The sequence below is a fragment of the Pseudomonas sp. Je.1.5.c genome (assembly GCF_051129895.1).
GTDB lineage: Bacteria > Pseudomonadota > Gammaproteobacteria > Pseudomonadales > Pseudomonadaceae > Aquipseudomonas > Aquipseudomonas urmiensis.
This window is the reverse complement of the sequence record NZ_JBCPSP010000006.1, coordinates 172625-192290: the sequence shown is the minus strand read 5'-3', so window position 1 is coordinate 192290 and position 19666 is coordinate 172625. Positions and strand designations below refer to the sequence as shown.

The window sequence follows — 19666 nt, the reverse complement described above, 5'->3', positions numbered from 1 at the left end:
TGCGTCTATGCCCGAGCACCCTACAAGGGCCAACGCGCATACGCCTCTGCCGTCAAACGCTTGATGAGTGCGGTTTCCTGCGTTTCCAGCTGCTGCTTTAACTCATTGCACCGCTCCAGGTACGTGTTCTCATCAATCTGATTACTTTCCACTTGTAATGCGTACCGCTCCAGCGTTTGCTGCTGAGCATCGACCAATGCTCTGAATTGCAAGAAATAGATCTGTCGCAGGTAATCCTGCCAGAAGGGCTGATCTGCCAGCGATTGCACCAGTTGCTCGGTGGATTCCGCAGAAAGAATTTCGACCCTGGCACTGTCGATATCTTCCGCCGTCACGAAAGAATGATCCTCAAAGTGCATACGCAGCGGTTGAGCTGGCAACCTCAGCCGCGTGGCCAGCCTTGTTCGGTATGCCAGGTAGGTTTCGATGTCGTCGATCCGCTCCAGGTTGCGCGGCTCGTTCGCGTTCACCTCCCTCAGCCACTTCAGTTTACGTGCAGCAATCCTGTCCACCTGCTGCAAGCGAAACAGCGAACGCCCAAGCCTTATCAAAGCGGCCTCACTCTGCATCTGGGCCAAACCTGCCATCTCGCGATGAACCAGTACACGGATTTCCATCTGGCTGAGTAGCCATAGCAGCCTGTCCTCACAGGTGGCCATTCCGCCCGCCTGCTCGAACAACAGCTCGCGCAACTCGCCATTTTCCTCGCATGCCTCGATGATGTTCCACACCCTTGCACGGTAGTACGCGGGATGTTTCAAATAATCAGAAGATCGTGCGAAATCACGCAAAAAGTGGAAGAAGTCATTCGCTCCAGGCTCACTGCGCAGGTTATCCCACAACGCTTCGCGATCAGTGCGCAGTGCTGAGGAGGAACCTACCAGCCATTCCGACAACTCAGCTTGCAGAATCAGGTGATGCCGATAATAAGGACTGTGTTGAACAGCGTGACCAGATGCAGTCGATGGGGCCGGTTGTTCATTCAGCAGTGCCTCACTGGCCTCATTCAATGGATTATCGTGCAGCGCCATTTGCCGCAAGCGGGCCTGCAGCCCCTGAAGGTCGCGATTGACTTCGCGAATCTGGTTGTCTCGCAAATCGGCAATGCCTCGCCAAGGCAACTGCTGAACCTCAGCTGGCAGCTCTGCAATGGCCGCCCCACGCATCTGTACCCAACGCAAGTTCAGTAAGTGCCTCACCTGCGGTGCATCTCGCAACGGGTTGTAATTAAGCCCAAGTATCTCCAAATGCAGCAACGTACTGAGCCGTTGGCTGTCTGCTGGCGTCATCACTATCTGGTTGTTATCGAGGCGCAAAATGCGAAGCTCGGTCAATTGCTCTATACCCGACGGGATAGACACCAGCCGATTGCTGCTCAGGTAGAGCTCCGTAAGGTTCGGGAAACGCCCGAGAAAATCAGCATCGACAGTCTCCAAATCCATTTCGAGCAACGCCAGGCGTGTCACATGGTTGAAGGTAATGCCTGGAGGCAAGTCAGGCAGACTTGCTACACGCTCGCCACGAATTTCCAGCTCGTAGCTGCCGTCCATCCGCCGCCGCAACTTGCGGCGCCAGCAACGCCTGATAGCGCTGACCACCCTGCTGCGCCTGAGAAGATCCAATACGTTTCCATAATTGGACTGCCAACTCGTCAGCGCTTCGCGCAATGCCATCCATTGCTCATGCAACGCTTCGTAGTGAGACCACGGATCAACACCTTCGGAAGTCAAATTGAGCATGTACCGCTGCAATTGCGTATCGTCGAGGGTTGGGAATACCTGCAAAATTCCGCGCCTGATAGCCTCGGTTCGGGACTCGCCCCGCCCACTAAGCGGGTAGCCGAGTCGACCATCGGCGAAGCGCAAGGGGGGGCGCACACCACCGGCGATAGACGTCTGCCCTATGAGCCGCGATGCCAAGTCCCGGTGAACCCGCGCGTGCCCCGCCAGCCGGTCGGCCAATTGCTGATCGTTCAGCATGGTATTGCCCAGGCGCACTTTCTGCTCATCGCTCATGCACAAAAGAAGAGCGTGCATCAGGCTGTTGCTGGGTGTTGCCGGGCGGCGGGAGTCAACGGTAGCGTCATGAACGCCGTAGCCCTGGTCTTTGCGCACGATGTAACGGGTTTGTTGTGCCACCTCTGAGCCCACCTGCCCCTGCAAGAGGCCCTGCGTTGAACCAACACGCAGTTCGATACGCAGCCGATCTGGCCAGGGAGCAAGCTCATGGACCAAGCCGATCGCCAGCCTTTCAGTATCGCCATTGATCGCCTGCTGCTGGCGCAAACCGGCGCAGGCACGATCCAGCCGACTGTCATGCAGGAACCAGCGAATTCTCTCTGCCATCACCAACGGTACGCGCCCGCTGGAGCGCAGTTGTTCAAGGAGCAGATTGTCGACCTGCTTGCGTATCTCCTTTGCTCCTCGCACCGAAAGCCCAGCAAATGATCGTCGTATCAATGCATCTTCAACTTCCTCCGTCTCTTGGGCCGCAGCGACCAGCAGCTCGAATGCATCTGCCTGCATGGCGGGATGGAGGGCGTGCAGGCGATGGCGATCATACGCATCCAGTAGCCGAGCAGGTGCCGGGGCGTGCTCCAGATGCAATTGGCGCAGCCGCTCCTCGTCAAAACCTGTGCAATCGAGTACCGCAGTTGCCTGTTCCGGCGTCATGTCAAAAAATGCTGCTGCCAGCCGACGCAACAATTGCAGTTCACCTGTCCATTCCTGAGGCAGCTCCAACGCATGACGCCATCCACCGCTGCCATTGCGTTCAAGCAACGGTCTGTATGCCCCATTGCGCTTTGGATGGCGAATCACCAAATCCTTGCCGCTTTGCGAACGCGCCATCTGGAAGGTGCCCTCGTGGAATTGCACTTGAGTCCGTCCCAGGTGACTCTCGCTCTGCCCTGGAGACACGCCCAGGGGTTGGTCGACCTGGTAAGGCGTCATGTCAAAAGAACACAGTTTCAATCGCCCACTTTCAACTAACACAGGGGTCAACTTGCGCACAAAGGTCACCCCTACCCCCACCGCCGCTCCCAGCGCCAGGTTTTGCGCGACCGCAAACACATGCCCTAGGGCAGCCTCACGGTCGCCTAGCCGCCAATCCTGATAGCCTTCGTAGACTTCGTCGGCGACCTGAAACGCAGCAACACCCAGCATCAGCTCGCCCAGTACAGGTATGAATAGCCCGGCCAAGCCCAACAGCGCCAGGCCAGCATTTTCATAGCTGGCCAGGCGCCGGCTGCGGCTGGCGGCATCTTCATCATCTGTAGGCACCACCAGTACTCTGGCATCGTCGAATATCTTGTCGATGTGCAAGGCACGAAGATGAGCAAACAACGGTTTGTCCAGGGGAAAATGGCGACCATCGAGTTCAAGTGCGGTTCCTGTCGCGGTCTTGGCCCGAAGACGCTCAAGCTTGGCAGTGAAGTCCATCCGCTCGAGCTCGCCAATGAAACGCATGAAAAACGTCTCATAACTCGACTCACGCAAGCGCAGTCCCAAATCTGTGTAGAGTGCGACCCAGGAGGCATGCCATCGAACCGGCTTGTCAGCATCGCCGGGAATCCAGACGATTAGACCGCTAGGGGCAGCATCTTTATGATCACGCGTTTCGACCACCACCACCCCGTTGACACGTTTACCAAGCACGAACAGCTGCCTACAGACAAGCACCGTGGTGTCGGCAGCTACGATCGGCTTTGGCGCGACAACTCTGAGCATCTGTAGATAGCTGCGCTCGTCAATCTCTGCTTTGAAAAAGGCGATACGTACCGCAGCATCCAATGCCGTGCGCTGCGCCTCTTCAAACACTATCTCGATCTCTCGCCGAGCATGCCCTGGGGTGCCGCCCTCCTTGTCAGCCGGCAGCAAGTGCTCACGCAATACCCTTTGATAGTTGCCGCCTAGGTCCAACTGACGGCAAAGTTTGGCGAACAACACGAACGAAAGGGGCAGCAAGGCGCCTGATGCAGCCTCTACCCGCCGGCGGATACGCGGCCTGGCGACAATTTCATCTGCAGCAAAGTTGTGCATTGCCGCAGACAGCAGTGGCACTGAGTCTGTGCGCACCGTGATCTCCAAAGGGGGCAGAGGAAAAATGCTTGGATAAGACTTGCGTACCACTGTACACAGCTGCGCCGACCGTACATCAACATGGAAGTTGTATTTCTGGGTAAGGGCTTGCTCCAAAAGCGGCGCGCAAAACGCTGCTAGGTCGGGGAGACCACTCAGCAGCCGTTTCAATCGTTCGGCACTTTGCTGCTGCCCAATCAACGCAAGATGTATCTCCTCGAGCGCATCACCGGGGGCATTTTTCAGCCAATCGGGTAACTGCCTGGCGATCAACGCATCTATTGAGTCGGAGGGAAGTTCGTGAACAGCCTGCTCAGGGGTATCGTTCATAGGGTGCCTCTCTATTCTTGAGAAGCGAACAGCAAGCCTCGAACGGCCTGGCACAAGGTGTTAATTAGATAGGACTGAGCCCTGCTTCAGCGAATCCATTCGGATTCCCGAACGACTCAGCCGCAATTCATTCGGAGATCCGTACAAAAAACTGTTACAGGGCAACCGCTAAACTGTTGATCGCCTGCGTCTGCGGGGCGTTATGATCTCTGACAGAGCTTGGCACGACTCATGCTCTACACTTGGAAGCCGAATGCACCGCTTCATGCTGTATTCGTTGAACGAAAGAGTCCGCCAACGGCTCCATAAAAAAAACAAACACGTCGAGGAAAATTTGATGCGTATCGTTCGTCAATTGCTGGGCGCCGCCATCGCGGCCGCTGTGATCGCTTCGCCGGCCATGGCTGAAGAGCTGACCGGCACCCTGAAGAAGATCAAGGATTCGGGCACCATCACCCTGGGGCACCGTGACTCCTCCATTCCATTTTCCTACCTGGCAGGCAAGCCGGAGCCGGTGGGCTACTCCCACGACATCCAGCTGGCCATCGTCGAGCACCTGAAAAAGCAGCTCGACGCTCCTAACCTCAAGGCCCGCTACAACCTGGTCACCTCGCAGACCCGTATCCCACTGGTACAAAACGGCACTGTCGACGTCGAGTGCGGCTCGACCACCAACAACGTCGAACGCCAGCAGCAAGTCGGCTTCTCGGTCGGCATCTTCGAAGTCGGTACCCGCCTGCTGACCAAGGTCAAGGACGGTCAACCGGCCTACAAAGACTTCCCCGACCTGGCTGGCAAGAACGTGGTGACCACCGCTGGCACCACCTCTGAGCGCATCCTCAAGGCGATGAACGCCGACAAGCAGATGAAGATGAACGTGATCTCGGCAAAAGACCACGGCGAAGCCTTCAACATGCTCGAAAGCGGCCGCGCCGTAGCCTTCATGATGGACGATGCCCTGCTCGCCGGCGAAATGGCCAAGGCGCGCAAGCCTGCCGACTGGGTCATCACCGGCACTCCACAGTCCTACGAGATCTACGGCTGCATGGTGCGCAAGGGTGACGACGCGTTCAAGAAGGCCGTCGATGAGGCCATCGTTGCGCTGTACAAGTCGGGCGAGATCAACAAGATCTACGACAAGTGGTTCTCCCAGCCAATCCCGCCAAAAGGCCTGAACCTGCAGTTCCCGATGAGCGACGAGCTCAAGGAACTGATCGCTAACCCGACCGACAAAGCGGCGGACGAGAAGAAGTCCTGAGTCGCAAATAGTGGCCTGGCGCTCAACATGCGCATGAATTAACCCTGCAGGCCACTCGTTAGTGTCTAACCTTTCATCCGAGGGCGCTCGCCGCCCTTGGATGTTCGAAGGTGCCCGTGAAACAACCGTCTGAGGGGAAATCCCGATGAATTACAACTGGGACTGGGGCGTATTCTTCAAGTCCACCGGCGTGGGTAGCGAAACCTACCTGGACTGGTACATCACCGGTCTAGGCTGGACCATCGCCATTGCCATCACCGCCTGGATCATCGCCTTGCTGCTGGGCTCGCTGCTCGGCGTGATGCGTACCGTGCCAAACCGCCTGGTGTCAGGGATTGCCACCGCCTACGTCGAGCTGTTCCGCAACGTACCGCTGCTGGTGCAGCTGTTCATCTGGTACTTCCTGGTGCCGGACCTGCTGCCGGAGGGCCTGCAGGAATGGTTCAAGCAAGACCTCAACCCGACCACCTCGGCGCTGATCAGCGTGGTCATTTGCCTGGGCCTGTTCACCGCTGCGCGGGTCTGCGAACAGGTGCGTACCGGTATCCAGGCGCTGCCCCGCGGCCAGGAAGCCGCCGCCCGGGCGATGGGCTTCAGCCTGGCGCAGATCTACAACAACGTGCTGCTGCCGCAAGCCTACCGGATCATCATTCCGCCGCTTACCTCGGAATTCTTGAACGTGTTCAAGAACTCTTCGGTGGCCTCGCTGATCGGCCTGATGGAGTTGCTGGCGCAGACCAAGCAAACCGCCGAGTTCTCCGCCAACCTGTTCGAGGCGTTCACCCTGGCTACCCTGATCTATTTCACCCTGAACATGGGCCTGATGCTGCTGATGCGCATGGTCGAGAAGAAAGTCTCGGTGCCCGGCCTGATCTCTGTGGGGGGTAAATGATGGAAATGGATTTCAGCGAAATCATCCCTGCCCTGCCGGCCCTCTGGGAAGGCATGGTCATGACCCTCAAGCTGATGGTCATGGGCGTGGTTGGCGGTATCGCCCTGGGCACCATCCTGGCGCTGATGCGCCTGTCGTCGAACAAACTGATGTCCAATGTCGCCGGCGCCTACGTCAACTACTTCCGCTCGATCCCGCTGCTGTTGGTGATCACCTGGTTCTACCTGGCAGTGCCGTTCGTGCTGCGCTGGATCACCGGCGAAGACACCCCGGTGGGCGCCTTCACCTCGTGCGTGGTGGCATTCATGATGTTCGAGGCCGCCTACTTCTGCGAAATCGTCCGTGCTGGCGTGCAGTCGATCTCCAAGGGCCAGATGGGCGCCGCCCAAGCCCTGGGCATGAACTACAGCCAGACCATGCGCCTGATCATCCTGCCGCAGGCGTTTCGCAAGATGACCCCACTGCTGCTGCAGCAGAGCATCATCCTGTTCCAGGACACCTCGCTGGTGTACACCGTGGGCCTGGTCGACTTCCTCAACTCGGCACGCTCGAACGGCGACATCATTGGCCGCTCGCATGAGTTCCTGATCTTCGCCGGTGTCGTCTACTTCCTCATCAGCTTCTCCGCTTCATGGCTGGTCAAGCGCCTGCAAAAAAGGATCACCGTATGATTTCCATCAAGAACGTCAACAAGTGGTACGGCGACTTCCAGGTGCTCACCGACTGCACCACCGATGTCAAAAAGGGCGAAGTGGTGGTGGTCTGCGGCCCATCCGGCTCGGGAAAATCCACCCTGATCAAGTGCGTCAACGCCCTGGAGCCGTTCCAGAAAGGCGACATCGTGGTCGACGGCACCTCGATCTCCGACCCCAAGACCAACTTGCCCAAGCTGCGTTCGCGGGTTGGCATGGTATTCCAGCACTTCGAGCTGTTCCCGCACCTGACCATCACCGAGAACCTGACCATCGCACAGATCAAGGTGCTCGGTCGCAGCAAGGAAGAAGCCACCAAGAAAGGCCTGGCCCTGCTTGAGCGAGTCGGCCTGTCGGCGCACGCGCACAAGCACCCTGGCCAGCTCTCCGGCGGCCAACAGCAACGTGTGGCGATCGCCCGCGCGCTGTCGATGGACCCGATCGTCATGCTGTTCGACGAACCGACCTCGGCGCTGGACCCGGAAATGGTCAGTGAAGTGCTCGATGTGATGGTGCAACTGGCCCACGAAGGCATGACCATGATGTGCGTGACCCACGAGATGGGCTTTGCCCGCAAGGTCGCCAACCGGGTGATCTTCATGGACAAGGGCAATATCATCGAAGACTGCACCAAGGAAGAGTTCTTCGGCGACCAGACGGCCCGCGACCAACGTACCCAGCACTTCCTCAGCAAGATCCTGCAACACTAAGTCGGCCACGGCAGCGGCTGTCCGGTCCCCCACCGGGCAGCCGATGCTGGTCGTGACAAGGCCACTGTGATGAAATGCGACCCCTCGCTTCTGCGCCCTGCCCAACCCGCCGTGAAATCCCGCCTGATCCGTCAATTGCTGCTGCCCCCCTTGATCGTCCTGCTGATGGTCGGCTTGGGCCTGCTTGGCTATGTGGTCAGCGAGAGCAATGGCGTGCGCGCGTTGAGCGAGAATGGCGAGCGCCAGCTGGAGCTGCACGCGCGCACGGTCGAGAGTGAAATCAGCAAGTACACCTACCTGCCCAGCCTGCTGGAGCTCGAAGACAGCGTCTCGCACTTGCTGACCGACACCGACGGCGGCTCCCGCCAGGTCGTCAACGAATACTTGGAAGGCTTGAACCGCCGCAGTCGCAGCCGGGCGATCTTCGTCCTCGACACCAGCGGCCGGGTACAAGCCACCAGCAACTGGCGCGATGCCGACTCGTTCCTCGGCGAAGACCTGTCGTTTCGTGCCTACTTCCAGGATGCCGTGCGCGGCGAGCCTGGACGCTTCTACGGCATCGGCAGTACCACCGGCGAAGCCGGCTATTACCTGGCCCATGGCCTGGAAGAACACGGCAAGATCATTGGCGTAGCGGTGATCAAGGTGCGCCTGGACACCCTTGAGGAGCGCTGGCAACGTGCGCGGCTGGAAGCTTTCGTCAGCGACGAGAACGGCATCATCATCCTCTCCAGCGACCCGGCCAGACGCCTCAAGTCGGTGCGCCCGCTGACCCCACAGACCAAAGAACGCCTGGCCCGTAGCCTGCAATACTACTGGTGGCCACTGAACGAGTTGCAGCCACTGGCCCGGGAAACCCTGGCCGATGGTGTCGAGAAGCTGACCTTCCCGGCCAACAGCGAAACCGCCCAAGGCAAACCCCATGAAGTGTCCTACCTGGCGCAGACCCGGCGCCTGGCCGACACCCCGTGGCATTTCACCCTGTTGACGCCGCTGCAGGACCTGCGCCGCGAGTCGATGGTCCAGGGCATCCTGGTCGGGGTGGCCTTCGCCCTGCTGGCGATCCTGGCGATTGCCTGGAATGAGCGGCGCAAAGTCATCGCCACGCGGTTGGCCGCACGTGAAGCACTGGAAGAAGCCAACAGCCATCTGGAGCGCAAGATCGCCGAACGCACCGCCGACCTGCGCGCCAGCAACGAGCGTCTCAAGGGCCAGATCCGCGAACGCCGGCATGCCGAGCAGACCCTGCGCCACGCCCAAGACGAACTGGTCCAGGCCGGCAAGTTGGCCGCCATCGGCCAGATGTCGACCAGCATTGCCCACGAGTTGAACCAACCGCTGGCGGCGCTGCGCACCTTGTCCGGCAACACCGTGCGTTTCCTGGAGCGCGGCGCGCTGGAAACGGCCAGCACCAACCTGCGCACCATGAACGACCTGATCGACCGCATGGGCCGCATCACCGCCAGCCTGCGTTCGTTCGCCCGCCGCGGCGACGACAGCGGCCAAGCCTCGCTGAGCAAAGCGATCGACGCCAGCCTGCAAGTGCTGGGCAATCGCATTGCCGGTTGCCATCTGCAACTGCACAGCCAGTATGATGACCAGCAGTTGGCCATCGATCAGACCCGCCTGGAGCAGATCCTGGTTAACCTGATCGGCAACGCCCTGGACGCCATGGCCACTCAGCCGCAGCCCCAGCTGTGGTTGGAGGGCGAGCTGCAGGGCGACAAGTATCGTCTGCGCGTGCGCGACAATGGCCACGGCATCGATGCCGAGGCGCGCAAGCACCTGTTCGAACCTTTTTTCACCACCAAACCGGGCGAGCATGGCCTGGGCCTGGGCCTGACCTTGTCGGCGAGCCTGGCCGCCGCCGCCAAAGGCTCTCTGAGCGTCGAACACCCCGCCACTGGCGGCACCGCGTTCGTCCTCGCCCTGCCCTTGGTCAACGCCCCTAGCGAAACGGCTGAGCATTCATGACCCAAGCGCCTTTAACTGTACTGATCGTCGAAGACGACCCGCATGTACTGCTCGGCTGCCAACAGGCATTGGCCCTGGAAGACATCGCCTGCGAAGGCGTCGGCAGTGCCGAGCAGGCCCTGGAACGCATTGGCGATGACTTTGCCGGCATCGTCGTCAGCGATATCCGCCTGCCGGGGATCGACGGCCTGGAGCTGCTCAGCCGCCTCAAGGCGCGCGACCGCAGCCTGCCGGTGGTGCTGATCACTGGCCACGGCGATATCGACATGGCCGTTGGCGCCATGCGCAACGGCGCCTACGACTTCATGGAAAAACCCTTCTCGCCAGAGCGCCTGGTCGAAGTGGTGCGCCGCGCCCTGGAGCAACGTGGCCTGGCCCGCGAGGTGTTTTCGCTGCGCCGCCAGTTGGCCGGCCAAAGCACCCTAGAAGGGCGCATCATCGGCCGCTCACCGGCCATGCAAAACTTGCGCGAACTGATCGCCAACGTTGCCGATACCTCGGCCAACGTGTTGATCGAAGGCGAAACCGGTACCGGCAAAGAGCTGGTCGCACGCTGCCTGCACGACTTCAGTCGGCGCCAAGGCCAGCCGTTCGTAGCGCTCAACTGCGGCGGCCTGCCAGAGAACCTGTTCGAAAGCGAGATCTTCGGCCACGAAGCCAACGCCTTTACCGGCGCCGGCAAGCGCCGCATCGGCAAGATCGAGCACGCCAATGGCGGCACGCTGTTCCTCGATGAAGTCGAGAGCATGCCGCTGAACCTGCAAATCAAACTGCTGCGCGTACTTCAGGAACGCACCCTGGAGCGGCTTGGCTCGAACCAGAGCATCCCGGTCGACTGCCGGGTGATCGCCGCAACCAAGTCCGACCTCGACGCCATGGGCCAGAGCGGCCAGTTCCGCAGCGACCTGTATTACCGCCTGAACGTGGTGACCCTGGAGCTACCGCCCTTGCGCGAGCGTCGGGAAGATATCCTGCAGCTGTTCGAACACTTCTTGCAGCAATCGGCCCTGCGCTTTGACCGTGAAGTGCCGGAGCTGGACAGCCAGACCCTGTCGCGGCTGATGGCCCACGACTGGCCGGGCAACGTGCGTGAGCTGCGTAACGTCGCCGAGCGCTATGCCCTGGGCTTACCGGCGTTCAAGAAATCCGGCACCAGTGGCGCCAGCCAGGGCCTGGGCTTTGCCGAGGCGGTGGAAGCGTTCGAGCGCAACCTGCTCAGCGATGCCTTGCAGCGCAGCGGCGGCAACCTCAGCCAGGCCAGCCTGGAGCTGGGCATGGCCAAGACCACGCTGTTCGACAAAGTGAAAAAATACGGCCTCGGCTGAACTCGATCTCAACCTGGATGACATTGTGGATCTGCTATTCAAAGCCGCCTTGGGCGCGGGCGTGGTGGTACTGCTGGCGATACTGTCGAAGACGCGCAATTACTACATTGCCGGGCTGGTGCCGCTGTTTCCGACCTTCGCCCTGATTGCGCACTACATCGTTGGCAAGGGGCGCTCGCTAGAAGATCTGAAGACCACCATCCTGTTTGGCATGTGGTCGATCATTCCGTACTTCGTGTATCTGGCGACCTTGTATGTGCTGGTCGATCGGATGCGCTTGGAAGCGTCACTGGCGCTGGCGACGGTTGCCTGGTTGGTGGCCGCGACGGTGCTGGTCAGCCTTTGGGTGCGTTTACACTGAGATTGTTGGGGCCGCTTTGCGGCCCACGACAATCTACAGCCGAGCCAAATGGGTCAGATCCTCGCGATGTGACTTCAGGTAAGGCAACACCGCCCCCAGCAGCGGCGCCTTGAACTGCTCCTGAAACCGATGCGCCAACCCCGGAATCAAGCGCAGTTGACTGCCCTGGATATGCGCCGCCAGATGCACCCCATGCATCACCGGCAGCAACGGATCAGCCGTGCCATGCACCACCAGCGTCGGCACCCGCAACTGATTCAACAGCTCGACCCGGCTCGGCTCGGCCAGAATCGCCATGATCTGGCGCTTGGCCCCTTCTGGATTGAACGCCCGGTCATAGGCCAAAGCCGCTTGCTGCAACAGCACCGTCCGATCATCGCGCACCTGCGGGCTACCCAGTGCGGCCAACAGATCAGCCTGCTGCTCGATCGCCACCTCACGACTCGGCGCACTGCGCCGCGCCAGTAACTGCACCAGTGCCGGGCTCGGCGCGGGTAACCCATCAGCGCCAGAACTGGACATGACCAAGGTCAAACTGCGTACCCGCTCTGGCGCCATCGCCGCCAGGTGCTGGGCAATCATGCCGCCCATGCTCACCCCCAGCACATGAAACTGCTCGACCTGCAACGTATCCATCAGGCGCAGGCCATCGCTGGCCATGTCGGTCAGGGTGTAGGGCGCCGCCACCGACAAGCCGAATTTGTAGCGCAACAGCTCGACCGTAAGGTTGGCCGAGGGCGGTAGCTGGTTCCAGCGCGACAGCCCGACATCGCGGTTGTCGTAGCGAATCACCCGAAAACCCTGCTTGCACAGCGCTTGGACCACATCGTCGGGCCAGTGAATGAGCTGCCCGCCCAAGCCCATCACCAGTAGCAACACCGGATCGCTCGGTTTGCCAACGCTTTGGTAAACCAGGCTGACCTGGCCAAGCTCGGCCCGTTGCACAGGTACCTGCGCGTCGCAACGCTGGGCGGCGAAAGCACCCGGCACACTGAACAGGAAAAATAAAAACAGCAGAAAAGCCCGCATGAAAGAAACACCAGATTGCAGATCCCCAGTAGAGCGCGAGTCTGATGAAAATCGTTCAATCGCGCTGCCACAGTTCAGTGACAGTTTGATGAACCTCGCCCAACGGTCTTCCGGATAACTATCTACCTACCTGGTCTGCATCACGGGTTTTCTAATGCTCAGGCCAATTTCGGCTTAGGTGCAATCATGGAAACCCTCGATGACCGACACTCTTCCTTCAGTTATCGCCTCACCTTTCATAGCGGCCCAGCCGCTAACCCTGACCCGCACGACGCTGCAAGCCAAAGCCAGTTGCCAAAAAGCGCAAGACATTTGCCACGAGCTGCTCAAGCAAGCTCCACGGCTCAGTTTGGTTATTCGCTCGCTGCTTGACGCTAAACCTGCAACTGATCCGAACGAACTGACAATGGCGGAGATGAATCTGCCAGACACCCTACGCAAACGCTGGCAGGCTTACTGGAAGGGCCGCGCGCAGGGCACGTCCCTGAGCCGCCAACAACATGCGCAGCAATACTATGTAATCTACTTTCAGGCAGCGCTGAGCCTGGCTTCGGCGGCCACCCAGATCACTGAGGCTCAGCTACGGCCAGTCAGCGGCTTGCAGAACGATCCTGAATGGAAAATGCTCGACGGCAAAACCATCACCATCGAAAGCCCCTCCGGCGCCTCTGGGGCCCTGGTATTCAGGGTCGAGGGTGAAGCGCCACAGCTACTCTATCTGCCTGGACGCGCCACAGCCTTTAGCAGCCATGCCACACGCCAAGACCTGGAAAACCAACTGCCAGACCACACAGGCAGCATCACCTATCGACTGCTGGATGATGTAGCCCAGGGCTTTAGCGCTTTGCTCGATAACTACCTGCAAGCCGCACTCGACAACCTTGAAGACGCCAGCGCAGATAACCCTGGCAACCTCGCCTCGGTGGCCCTCAGCCAAGCACTAGCGTGGGAAACGGCACATCCCACCCCCCAGCTGTTTTTTACTGAGGCAAGTCCTGCCCTCGCGCAAACTAACGAACACGCAGCGCAGCTTTCGCTGTTTGACCTAGGTGGCCTGGGTCCTGAAAGTTCAGATACAGCCGCGTCGGCCCAAGTTGCCAGGCAGATGCAGTTGATCAACGATTTGAGCGACAGCGACGCAAAAAAACTTCAGCCGCTGCAAAAGTCCTTGCAAGAACAACAGGAAAACGCCAGGCAAGCCACGCAAACGTTGTTGCGCTCGCCCCGCTGGCACTCGGCCGCCACCACCCTGCAAACCAACTCGGCATTGCTCAAGGCCCATCGCCAAGGGCTGCAGGTTCACGCGCAAATTCAGCAGCTGCTTGGACAAATCAGTAGTGCGCAACTGAGCGCTGTGCAATCCATTCTCGATCTGGGCGGGGATTTTCCTGCCAGCGACAGCAATGTGCGCGCGGCCTATCCACTGCTAAAACAGCAAGCTCATAGTGAATTGGCTGACAGCGCCGGTGAGCAGCATCTGCGCGAAGTACTACTGATAACCGACGCAGCGACCTTGAGCGCTGCTACTGACGGCCCGATATTGCTGTACTGGCCAGGTGAACACGGTGGGCTTCTGCATTGCCCGAACCGCCTGGCCCTTGCCAATTGCCTGGGCATGAGTGAAGCGCATCAGTCGGTGGATCTGCTGCAGATCAACGGTGATGTACTGGCGCAGACCCTCAACGCCACGCTCAGCCGTATGCGCACGCTCACGCAGCAGGTTCAAAATGAACAGGGTCTGGCAGCTTTGGCCACTGAACTTCCGCCCCTCAAGGAAACACTCGAACAACGCCTGCAGATACCTCGCCATGCCGCACGCGAAACGGCGCTTCGCCTTATCCAAGAGCAAGATCAGGTGGTGAGCAAGGCTGCGCCGCTGGCAACCCGCTTCAGTAGGCTGTCACCGACTACTCGTCAGGCGCTGAGCAGTCTGATGCCCGAATACATCAATGCAGTAAAGCGCAGCGAAGCGTTACTGACCAAGGATCTACAGGAGTGCCAGACTTTTGCTCGAACGCTGATCAGGCAACGGCTGAAACGCGACTTTCCGCACTACGACAACAGTGACATAGGCCTCGACCTGCCACGTAGCGTCGATCTGGTCACGGATATTGTCACTGGTGGGACACCAGGCACGGTCACGCGAAAAGTCTACAGACCCAGCCCTGAACGAGAAACGATCAACCTTGTTACCCTGCTGCTGGAAAACATCGACGAGAACATGCTGAGGCGGCTGAACCATTTGCGGCTGGATTTAGCCACCGACGATACTGCCCTGAAATCGACGCTTACGGCGGGACTCAATGCCGAGTACCTGCAAAAACTGGTCAAGGAGCTAGACCTAGCCAATGCCTATGAACAGCAGATCCTTGCTGCCTATAAAGGTCTAGACGACAGCCCTTTATGGGCCGAATATCGACGCGAATGCTTGACTACGCCGGTGCAGTTGATGCTGCGGATGCAGGGCCTGCTGTTGCACGGAAAAGGCGTATTGAATGATCAAGGCTTGGCCATCCTGCAGATCGCCATCCGGGCCGACAGCCGTTCGGCTTATCAAGCGAAAGGCTATGACATCCGCCTGCTGGCGGCGACGCTGACCTCAGGCGGCGCCGACACCGATTTTGGCCCAACCACCTTGTCCGGTGTCACGTTCATTGAAGACCGTCGCTCAGGCGTCACGCTGTTATATCTACCTGAGCATGCGAGTCACCCATTAGCTCAGCACGCAAGCCTGGAGGCCGCCAGGCTCAGCCTCTACGAGCGCAGTCGCGAAGAAACGCAAAGCCACTACTTGGCCGGCAGGGCGCTGCACGGCGACCTTCAGGCGCATATGTCGCGCATCCGGAAGGCTCATCTGCATGACTTCTCAGGTGTGATCGGCGTGGGCGCACAGTGGCCTGCGACCACCTCACTGGCCGAGCATCTGCTCAATGCACAGATGGGCCGCGCGATCGTGGCTCATCGGGCCAGTACTCGCTCCAACGACCAACTCTGGATGGAGAATTTCACCCATCAAAGCAACATGATCTTTACCTATCTGAAGCTTGCGATAGGTGTAGTGCCACTGTTCGGCACTGCCATTGGCATCTACGATCTGTTCGAATCGGCAGCGCGTGCGGTCAACGCGTTTACCCAGAGCAAGATTATCGAGGGGCTCGAAGCGCTCAACGATATAGTGCTCGCGGTGATCGACACGGCGATGGATGTGGCCACCGGCATCGGCGTCAATTCACTCACCCTGCGCCAACTGACACGCCAGCGTCAGCTTCGTAACCTGCGCAGCATGAGTTCAGCGCAACTGCGCTTGGATGCCCGCGCACTCTCACGAGTCAAGCGCTTCGCTGGCTATGAATATCAACAAGCCCTCTCCATGAACGGGGTGTCCGCCGCGACGCACGGACGCTATCGGGGTATTTACCGACATACCCAAGGCGACTTCATCCAGATCGAGCAGCAGTTTTATCAGGTGCAATGGGACGCTACCGCTCACACCTGGCGTCTGCAGGGCACCATCCACAAAGGCTGGAAACGAGCAATCAGCCTGGATGAGTACGGACACTGGGATACGCACTTCGCTCTGCATGGCGTTCATCTGCTCGGTGCAGGCGCAGGTGGCGGTCAGGTTATCGGGCGTCTGGCCGAGCAGCTAGATCCCTTCTGGCCAGCAGCCATACGCGAGCAACTGCCGCGTTTTCTGGTCGACCAGCACTATCGGCGACAACGCAGGGTAACTTCCAAAGCCTTTGCCGATGAGGCCAGCTTGATCGCTTCTATCAAGCGCAGTAATGGGCTAGCGCAGCGTAATGCGCCGGGGGCGGAGTTGCAGGCGAGCTTTCTCGACGACATCACGCGGGGCAAGCAAACTTACCAATCCTGGGACGAAGTGCTGCAGATCAGCGCTCGCAGGAACCAACATACACCTATGACGCAGAAAGCGCGTGCCGCTAAGCTGATCTGCGAGCGCCTATTCAATCTGATCGAACTGCTGGCCAAGCGAGGTCGCGGCCGCCTCATCGAGATGGCGCACCTGCAGATGCGCGTGCTAGGTGTGGATGAATTTGCCGAGCAGCTACCCTTGCTGCGGCAATGGCGACAGAAAGCGATTGAGCACCTGAAAGAGCGCGACGAGATTTTCCAGGGCATGGAAGATTTGACTACTTGGTTCCAACGAGCCGAGCGTGACCCTCAGCTACACGCCTCCTACCAGCGCTACCAGCAGCATTTGAACGGCGAGTTCAAAGCCTACTTCGACACCCTGCACCTGATGCCTGCAACCTTGCGCCATAACAACCCCTCAGTGGTGGCCGAATTTCTTGTGCAGCGGCTCGCAGAGTTCGAAGAAGCCATTCACCGAACGCGCAATACCGTCATTGACCTGCGCGAGGTGCAGGTCAATGCCGCGCAAAGACGCCTGATCTATGAACAGGCGCGCGGCGTTTTCAGTCAGTACAAGCGACGCCTGCAAAGCACTTATGCCAGTTTTCCAGAGCTGTTCGATGAGTCCTACCTCACGCGCCTGTACAGCAATCTCGATACCCTGATCACCATGTCAGACACTCAGCTCAGGCGCCTACCGCAGCGCCAGCGTACGGACGGGGCGCCCTCGCGTAGCCCCAGGTTGTTCCTGGACACGGATGGTCATTGGCTGGTCGGCGATTATCAGCCAGCCACTACGAGTCGGCCTGCCCAGATGGTCATGCATAAGGATGATGGCTCTGTGCTCAAGCGCTTCGAGGCCGATGGCGAGCGCTGGCGTCAGCGGGCAGCCGACAGGCCCACGCGAGCACATGAATTGCGCGACCTTAAACACGTCGCCAACCAAGCCATGGCTAACCTGCCCAGCTATCGCAAACGCATTCAGACCTATCAGCGCCAAGGCATGCTGGCAGTAGACGTCGAACACATGATGGTGATCAAGGCCGATGACCTGCAACGTTATGCCGATCGGCTACAGCAACTCGACCCATCAGCCCACGAGCCAGCCAGACTCCGCACTCAAGCCCAAGCGCTACGTGCCGAGGGGCGGTCCATGCGCATTGCCCAGGTAAAGCAAAGCGCGCAACCCAGCGAGGGCCAGTTGAGTTACCTGATCGAGCAGCGCCAGGTTGAATTGCGTCGCGCAGGCCAGCGGCAGATGCTCAGCGAGCGCGATTATCTTCAGGAATACCAGATCGTCGACCTCGCCAACCACGACCATGCGCTACTTTGGTATGCACACTTCCACTACCGTAGCGCCGATACCCCATTCGACAAGTTCAGCGCAGCGCATCTCAAACGCGCCGAGGACCGCTTCCTCGGCCCGCAATGGCAGGCAGCTCAGGCCGAACCCAGTAACATCTGGCGCGGGCCGCTATCACGCAGCATAGCCAACCAGCACTTCGCCTCACTCGCCTAGCAAGCACTTGGCAGGGCCTGCCCTGCCTTGCCAAGTGATCGACAGACATCGCAACTTGAGCCAAACTCAACGACTTTCCTATCCGCTACAATATCGCTCATGAGAAGTCGTTGTGCTTGAGATCCGCCACCTGAAAACCCTGCATGCCCTGCGCGAGGCCGATAGCCTGGTCGAGGCCGCCGAACGCCTGCACCTGACGCAATCGGCGCTGTCCCACCAGTTCAAGGAACTCGAAGAGCGCCTTGGCCTGCCCATCTTCGTGCGCAAGACCAAGCCGATCCGCTTCACCAGTGCCGGCCTGCGCCTGCTGCAACTGGCCGACGCCACCTTGCCGCTGCTGCGTAGCGCCGAACGCGACATCGCCCGCCTGGCCGGTGGCACTGCTGGTCGTCTGCACATGGCGATTGAATGCCATAGCTGTTTCCAATGGCTGATGCCGACCATCGACCAGTTCCGCGATGCCTGGCCGGAAGTCGAGCTAGACCTGGCTTCAGGCTTTGCCTTCGCGCCACTGCCAGCGTTGGCCCGCGGCGATCTGGACCTGGTGGTGACCTCCGACCCGCTGGACCTGTCGGGTATCACCTACGTGCCGCTGTTCACCTACGAGGCGATGCTGGCGGTGGCCAATCAACACGCCTTGGCCAGCAAACCCTACATCGTGCCGCAGGACCTGCTCGACCAGACGTTGATCACCTACCCGGTCGAGCGCGACCGCCTGGATATCTTCACCCGTTTCCTGGAGCCGGCCGACATCGAGCCGGCGGCGGTACGCACCTCGGAGCTGACCGTGATGATGATGCAGTTGGTCGCCAGTGGCCGGGGCGTGTGCGGCATGCCGCACTGGGCGCTGCATGAGTACAGCTCGCGCGGCTATGTGAAGGGCAAGCGTTTGGGGGAGAAAGGCCTGTTTGCCACGCTTTACGCGGCGGTGCGCACCGACATGCTCGATGCGCCGTACATGCGCGACTTTTTGCTGACGGCTAAAGACACTTCGTTCGCCACCCTCGATGGGGTCAGCGCGGTACGTTGAGGCCCTGCCGGTAGAGCGGCAGGATCAGGTCGCGGGTCAGCGGCGCCAGCTCAAAGGTTGGCGTCTGCTCGGCTGCCAGCCATAACACCTCTTCGATTTCCGCAGCCGGGGCCACAGCCTCGGCGCTGTGTACGCGAAACAGTTCGGCCTGCACCTCAAAGCCTGGCTCGTTGGCCGCTGGGGCGCTGAATTGGCCCAGGTACTCGGCGTGCTCAGGGTCGACGCGCAGGCCGAGTTCTTCATGGAGTTCGCGCACCAGGGCTTGCTGCGGGGTTTCCCCGGCATCGATCTTGCCACCAGGTTGCATGAAGGCCTGGGTGCCGCGTTTGCGCACCAGCAGGGTGCGACCCTGGGGGTCGATCAGCAGGGCGGCGGCGATGCGGATGATGTTGGTCATGGAAGGGCTCGCAGGCTAAACAGCGGCTGAGGATAACTGATCTGGGGTGTCTGTAGCGGCCCTATCGCGGGGCAAGCCCGCTCCCACGCCAGTCGATGATGGTGGGGGTCATGGAAGGGGGCGCAGGCTAAACAGCGGCTGAGGATAACTGATCTGGGGTGTCTGTAGCGGCCCTATCGCGGGGCAAGCCCGCT

12 protein-coding genes are annotated in these 19666 nt (G+C 59.8%); 9 read left to right on the top strand and 3 right to left on the bottom strand.

The annotated features are described in order from the left end of the window. Positions 1–20 precede the first annotated feature (20 nt). Positions 21–4409: an NEL-type E3 ubiquitin ligase domain-containing protein gene (locus AAZU54_RS07755; protein ID WP_434726931.1), complete on the bottom strand. Its 4389-nt coding sequence runs from the start codon at positions 4407–4409 to the stop codon at positions 21–23. A 337-nt stretch (positions 4410–4746) separates the two neighbouring features. On the opposite strand from AAZU54_RS07755, the gene AAZU54_RS07750 reads away from it, so the two are divergent. From AAZU54_RS07750 to AAZU54_RS07720, 7 genes are all read left to right on the top strand, one after another. Then, positions 4747–5667 carry a glutamate/aspartate ABC transporter substrate-binding protein gene (locus AAZU54_RS07750; protein ID WP_186556196.1) on the top strand — a complete coding sequence of 307 codons (921 nt, stop codon included), beginning with the start codon at positions 4747–4749 and terminating at the stop codon, positions 5665–5667. 145 nt (positions 5668–5812) lie between these two features. Further along, on the top strand, positions 5813–6559 hold the full coding sequence (locus AAZU54_RS07745) for an amino acid ABC transporter permease (protein ID WP_186556195.1): 747 nt from the start codon (positions 5813–5815) through the stop codon (positions 6557–6559). Then, entirely contained in the window at positions 6559–7230 is a 672-nt protein-coding gene (locus tag AAZU54_RS07740) for an amino acid ABC transporter permease (RefSeq protein WP_186556249.1), read from the top strand. Before AAZU54_RS07745 ends, AAZU54_RS07740 begins: the two co-directional genes overlap by 1 nt. Further along, positions 7227–7961, top strand: coding sequence for an amino acid ABC transporter ATP-binding protein (locus AAZU54_RS07735; protein WP_119138855.1), 735 nt, complete (start codon positions 7227–7229; stop codon positions 7959–7961). The genes AAZU54_RS07740 and AAZU54_RS07735 overlap by 4 nt, the downstream gene beginning before the upstream one ends. Positions 7962–8030: 69 nt before the next feature. Further along, positions 8031–9935, top strand: a complete 1905-nt coding sequence (locus AAZU54_RS07730; RefSeq protein ID WP_405129589.1) for a sensor histidine kinase — start codon at positions 8031–8033, stop codon at positions 9933–9935. Then, positions 9932–11260: a sigma-54-dependent transcriptional regulator gene (locus AAZU54_RS07725; RefSeq protein ID WP_186556193.1), complete on the top strand. Its 1329-nt coding sequence runs from the start codon at positions 9932–9934 to the stop codon at positions 11258–11260. Before AAZU54_RS07730 ends, AAZU54_RS07725 begins: the two co-directional genes overlap by 4 nt. A 25-nt stretch (positions 11261–11285) precedes the next feature. Beyond that, on the top strand, positions 11286–11621 hold the full coding sequence (locus AAZU54_RS07720) for a GlpM family protein (RefSeq protein WP_186556192.1): 336 nt from the start codon (positions 11286–11288) through the stop codon (positions 11619–11621). A 33-nt stretch (positions 11622–11654) separates the two neighbouring features. Here the strand turns inward: AAZU54_RS07720 and AAZU54_RS07715 are convergent, their stop codons facing one another. After that, entirely contained in the window at positions 11655–12650 is a 996-nt protein-coding gene (locus AAZU54_RS07715; protein WP_434726930.1) for an alpha/beta fold hydrolase, read from the bottom strand. Between the two features lie 199 nt (positions 12651–12849). On the opposite strand from AAZU54_RS07715, the gene AAZU54_RS07710 reads away from it, so the two are divergent. Together AAZU54_RS07710 and metR are read left to right on the top strand one after the other, a co-directional pair. Then, entirely contained in the window at positions 12850–18045 is a 5196-nt protein-coding gene (locus tag AAZU54_RS07710; protein ID WP_434726929.1) for a dermonecrotic toxin domain-containing protein, read from the top strand. Positions 18046–18157: 112 nt separating this feature from the next. Continuing rightward, positions 18158–19075, top strand: a complete 918-nt coding sequence (metR, locus tag AAZU54_RS07705) for a transcriptional regulator MetR (RefSeq protein WP_368971386.1) — start codon at positions 18158–18160, stop codon at positions 19073–19075. Here the strand turns inward: metR and AAZU54_RS07700 are convergent. Further along, positions 19059–19472: an NUDIX hydrolase gene (locus AAZU54_RS07700; RefSeq protein WP_186556188.1), complete on the bottom strand. Its 414-nt coding sequence runs from the start codon at positions 19470–19472 to the stop codon at positions 19059–19061. The genes metR and AAZU54_RS07700 overlap by 17 nt on opposite strands. Between the last annotated feature and the right edge of the window lie 194 nt (positions 19473–19666).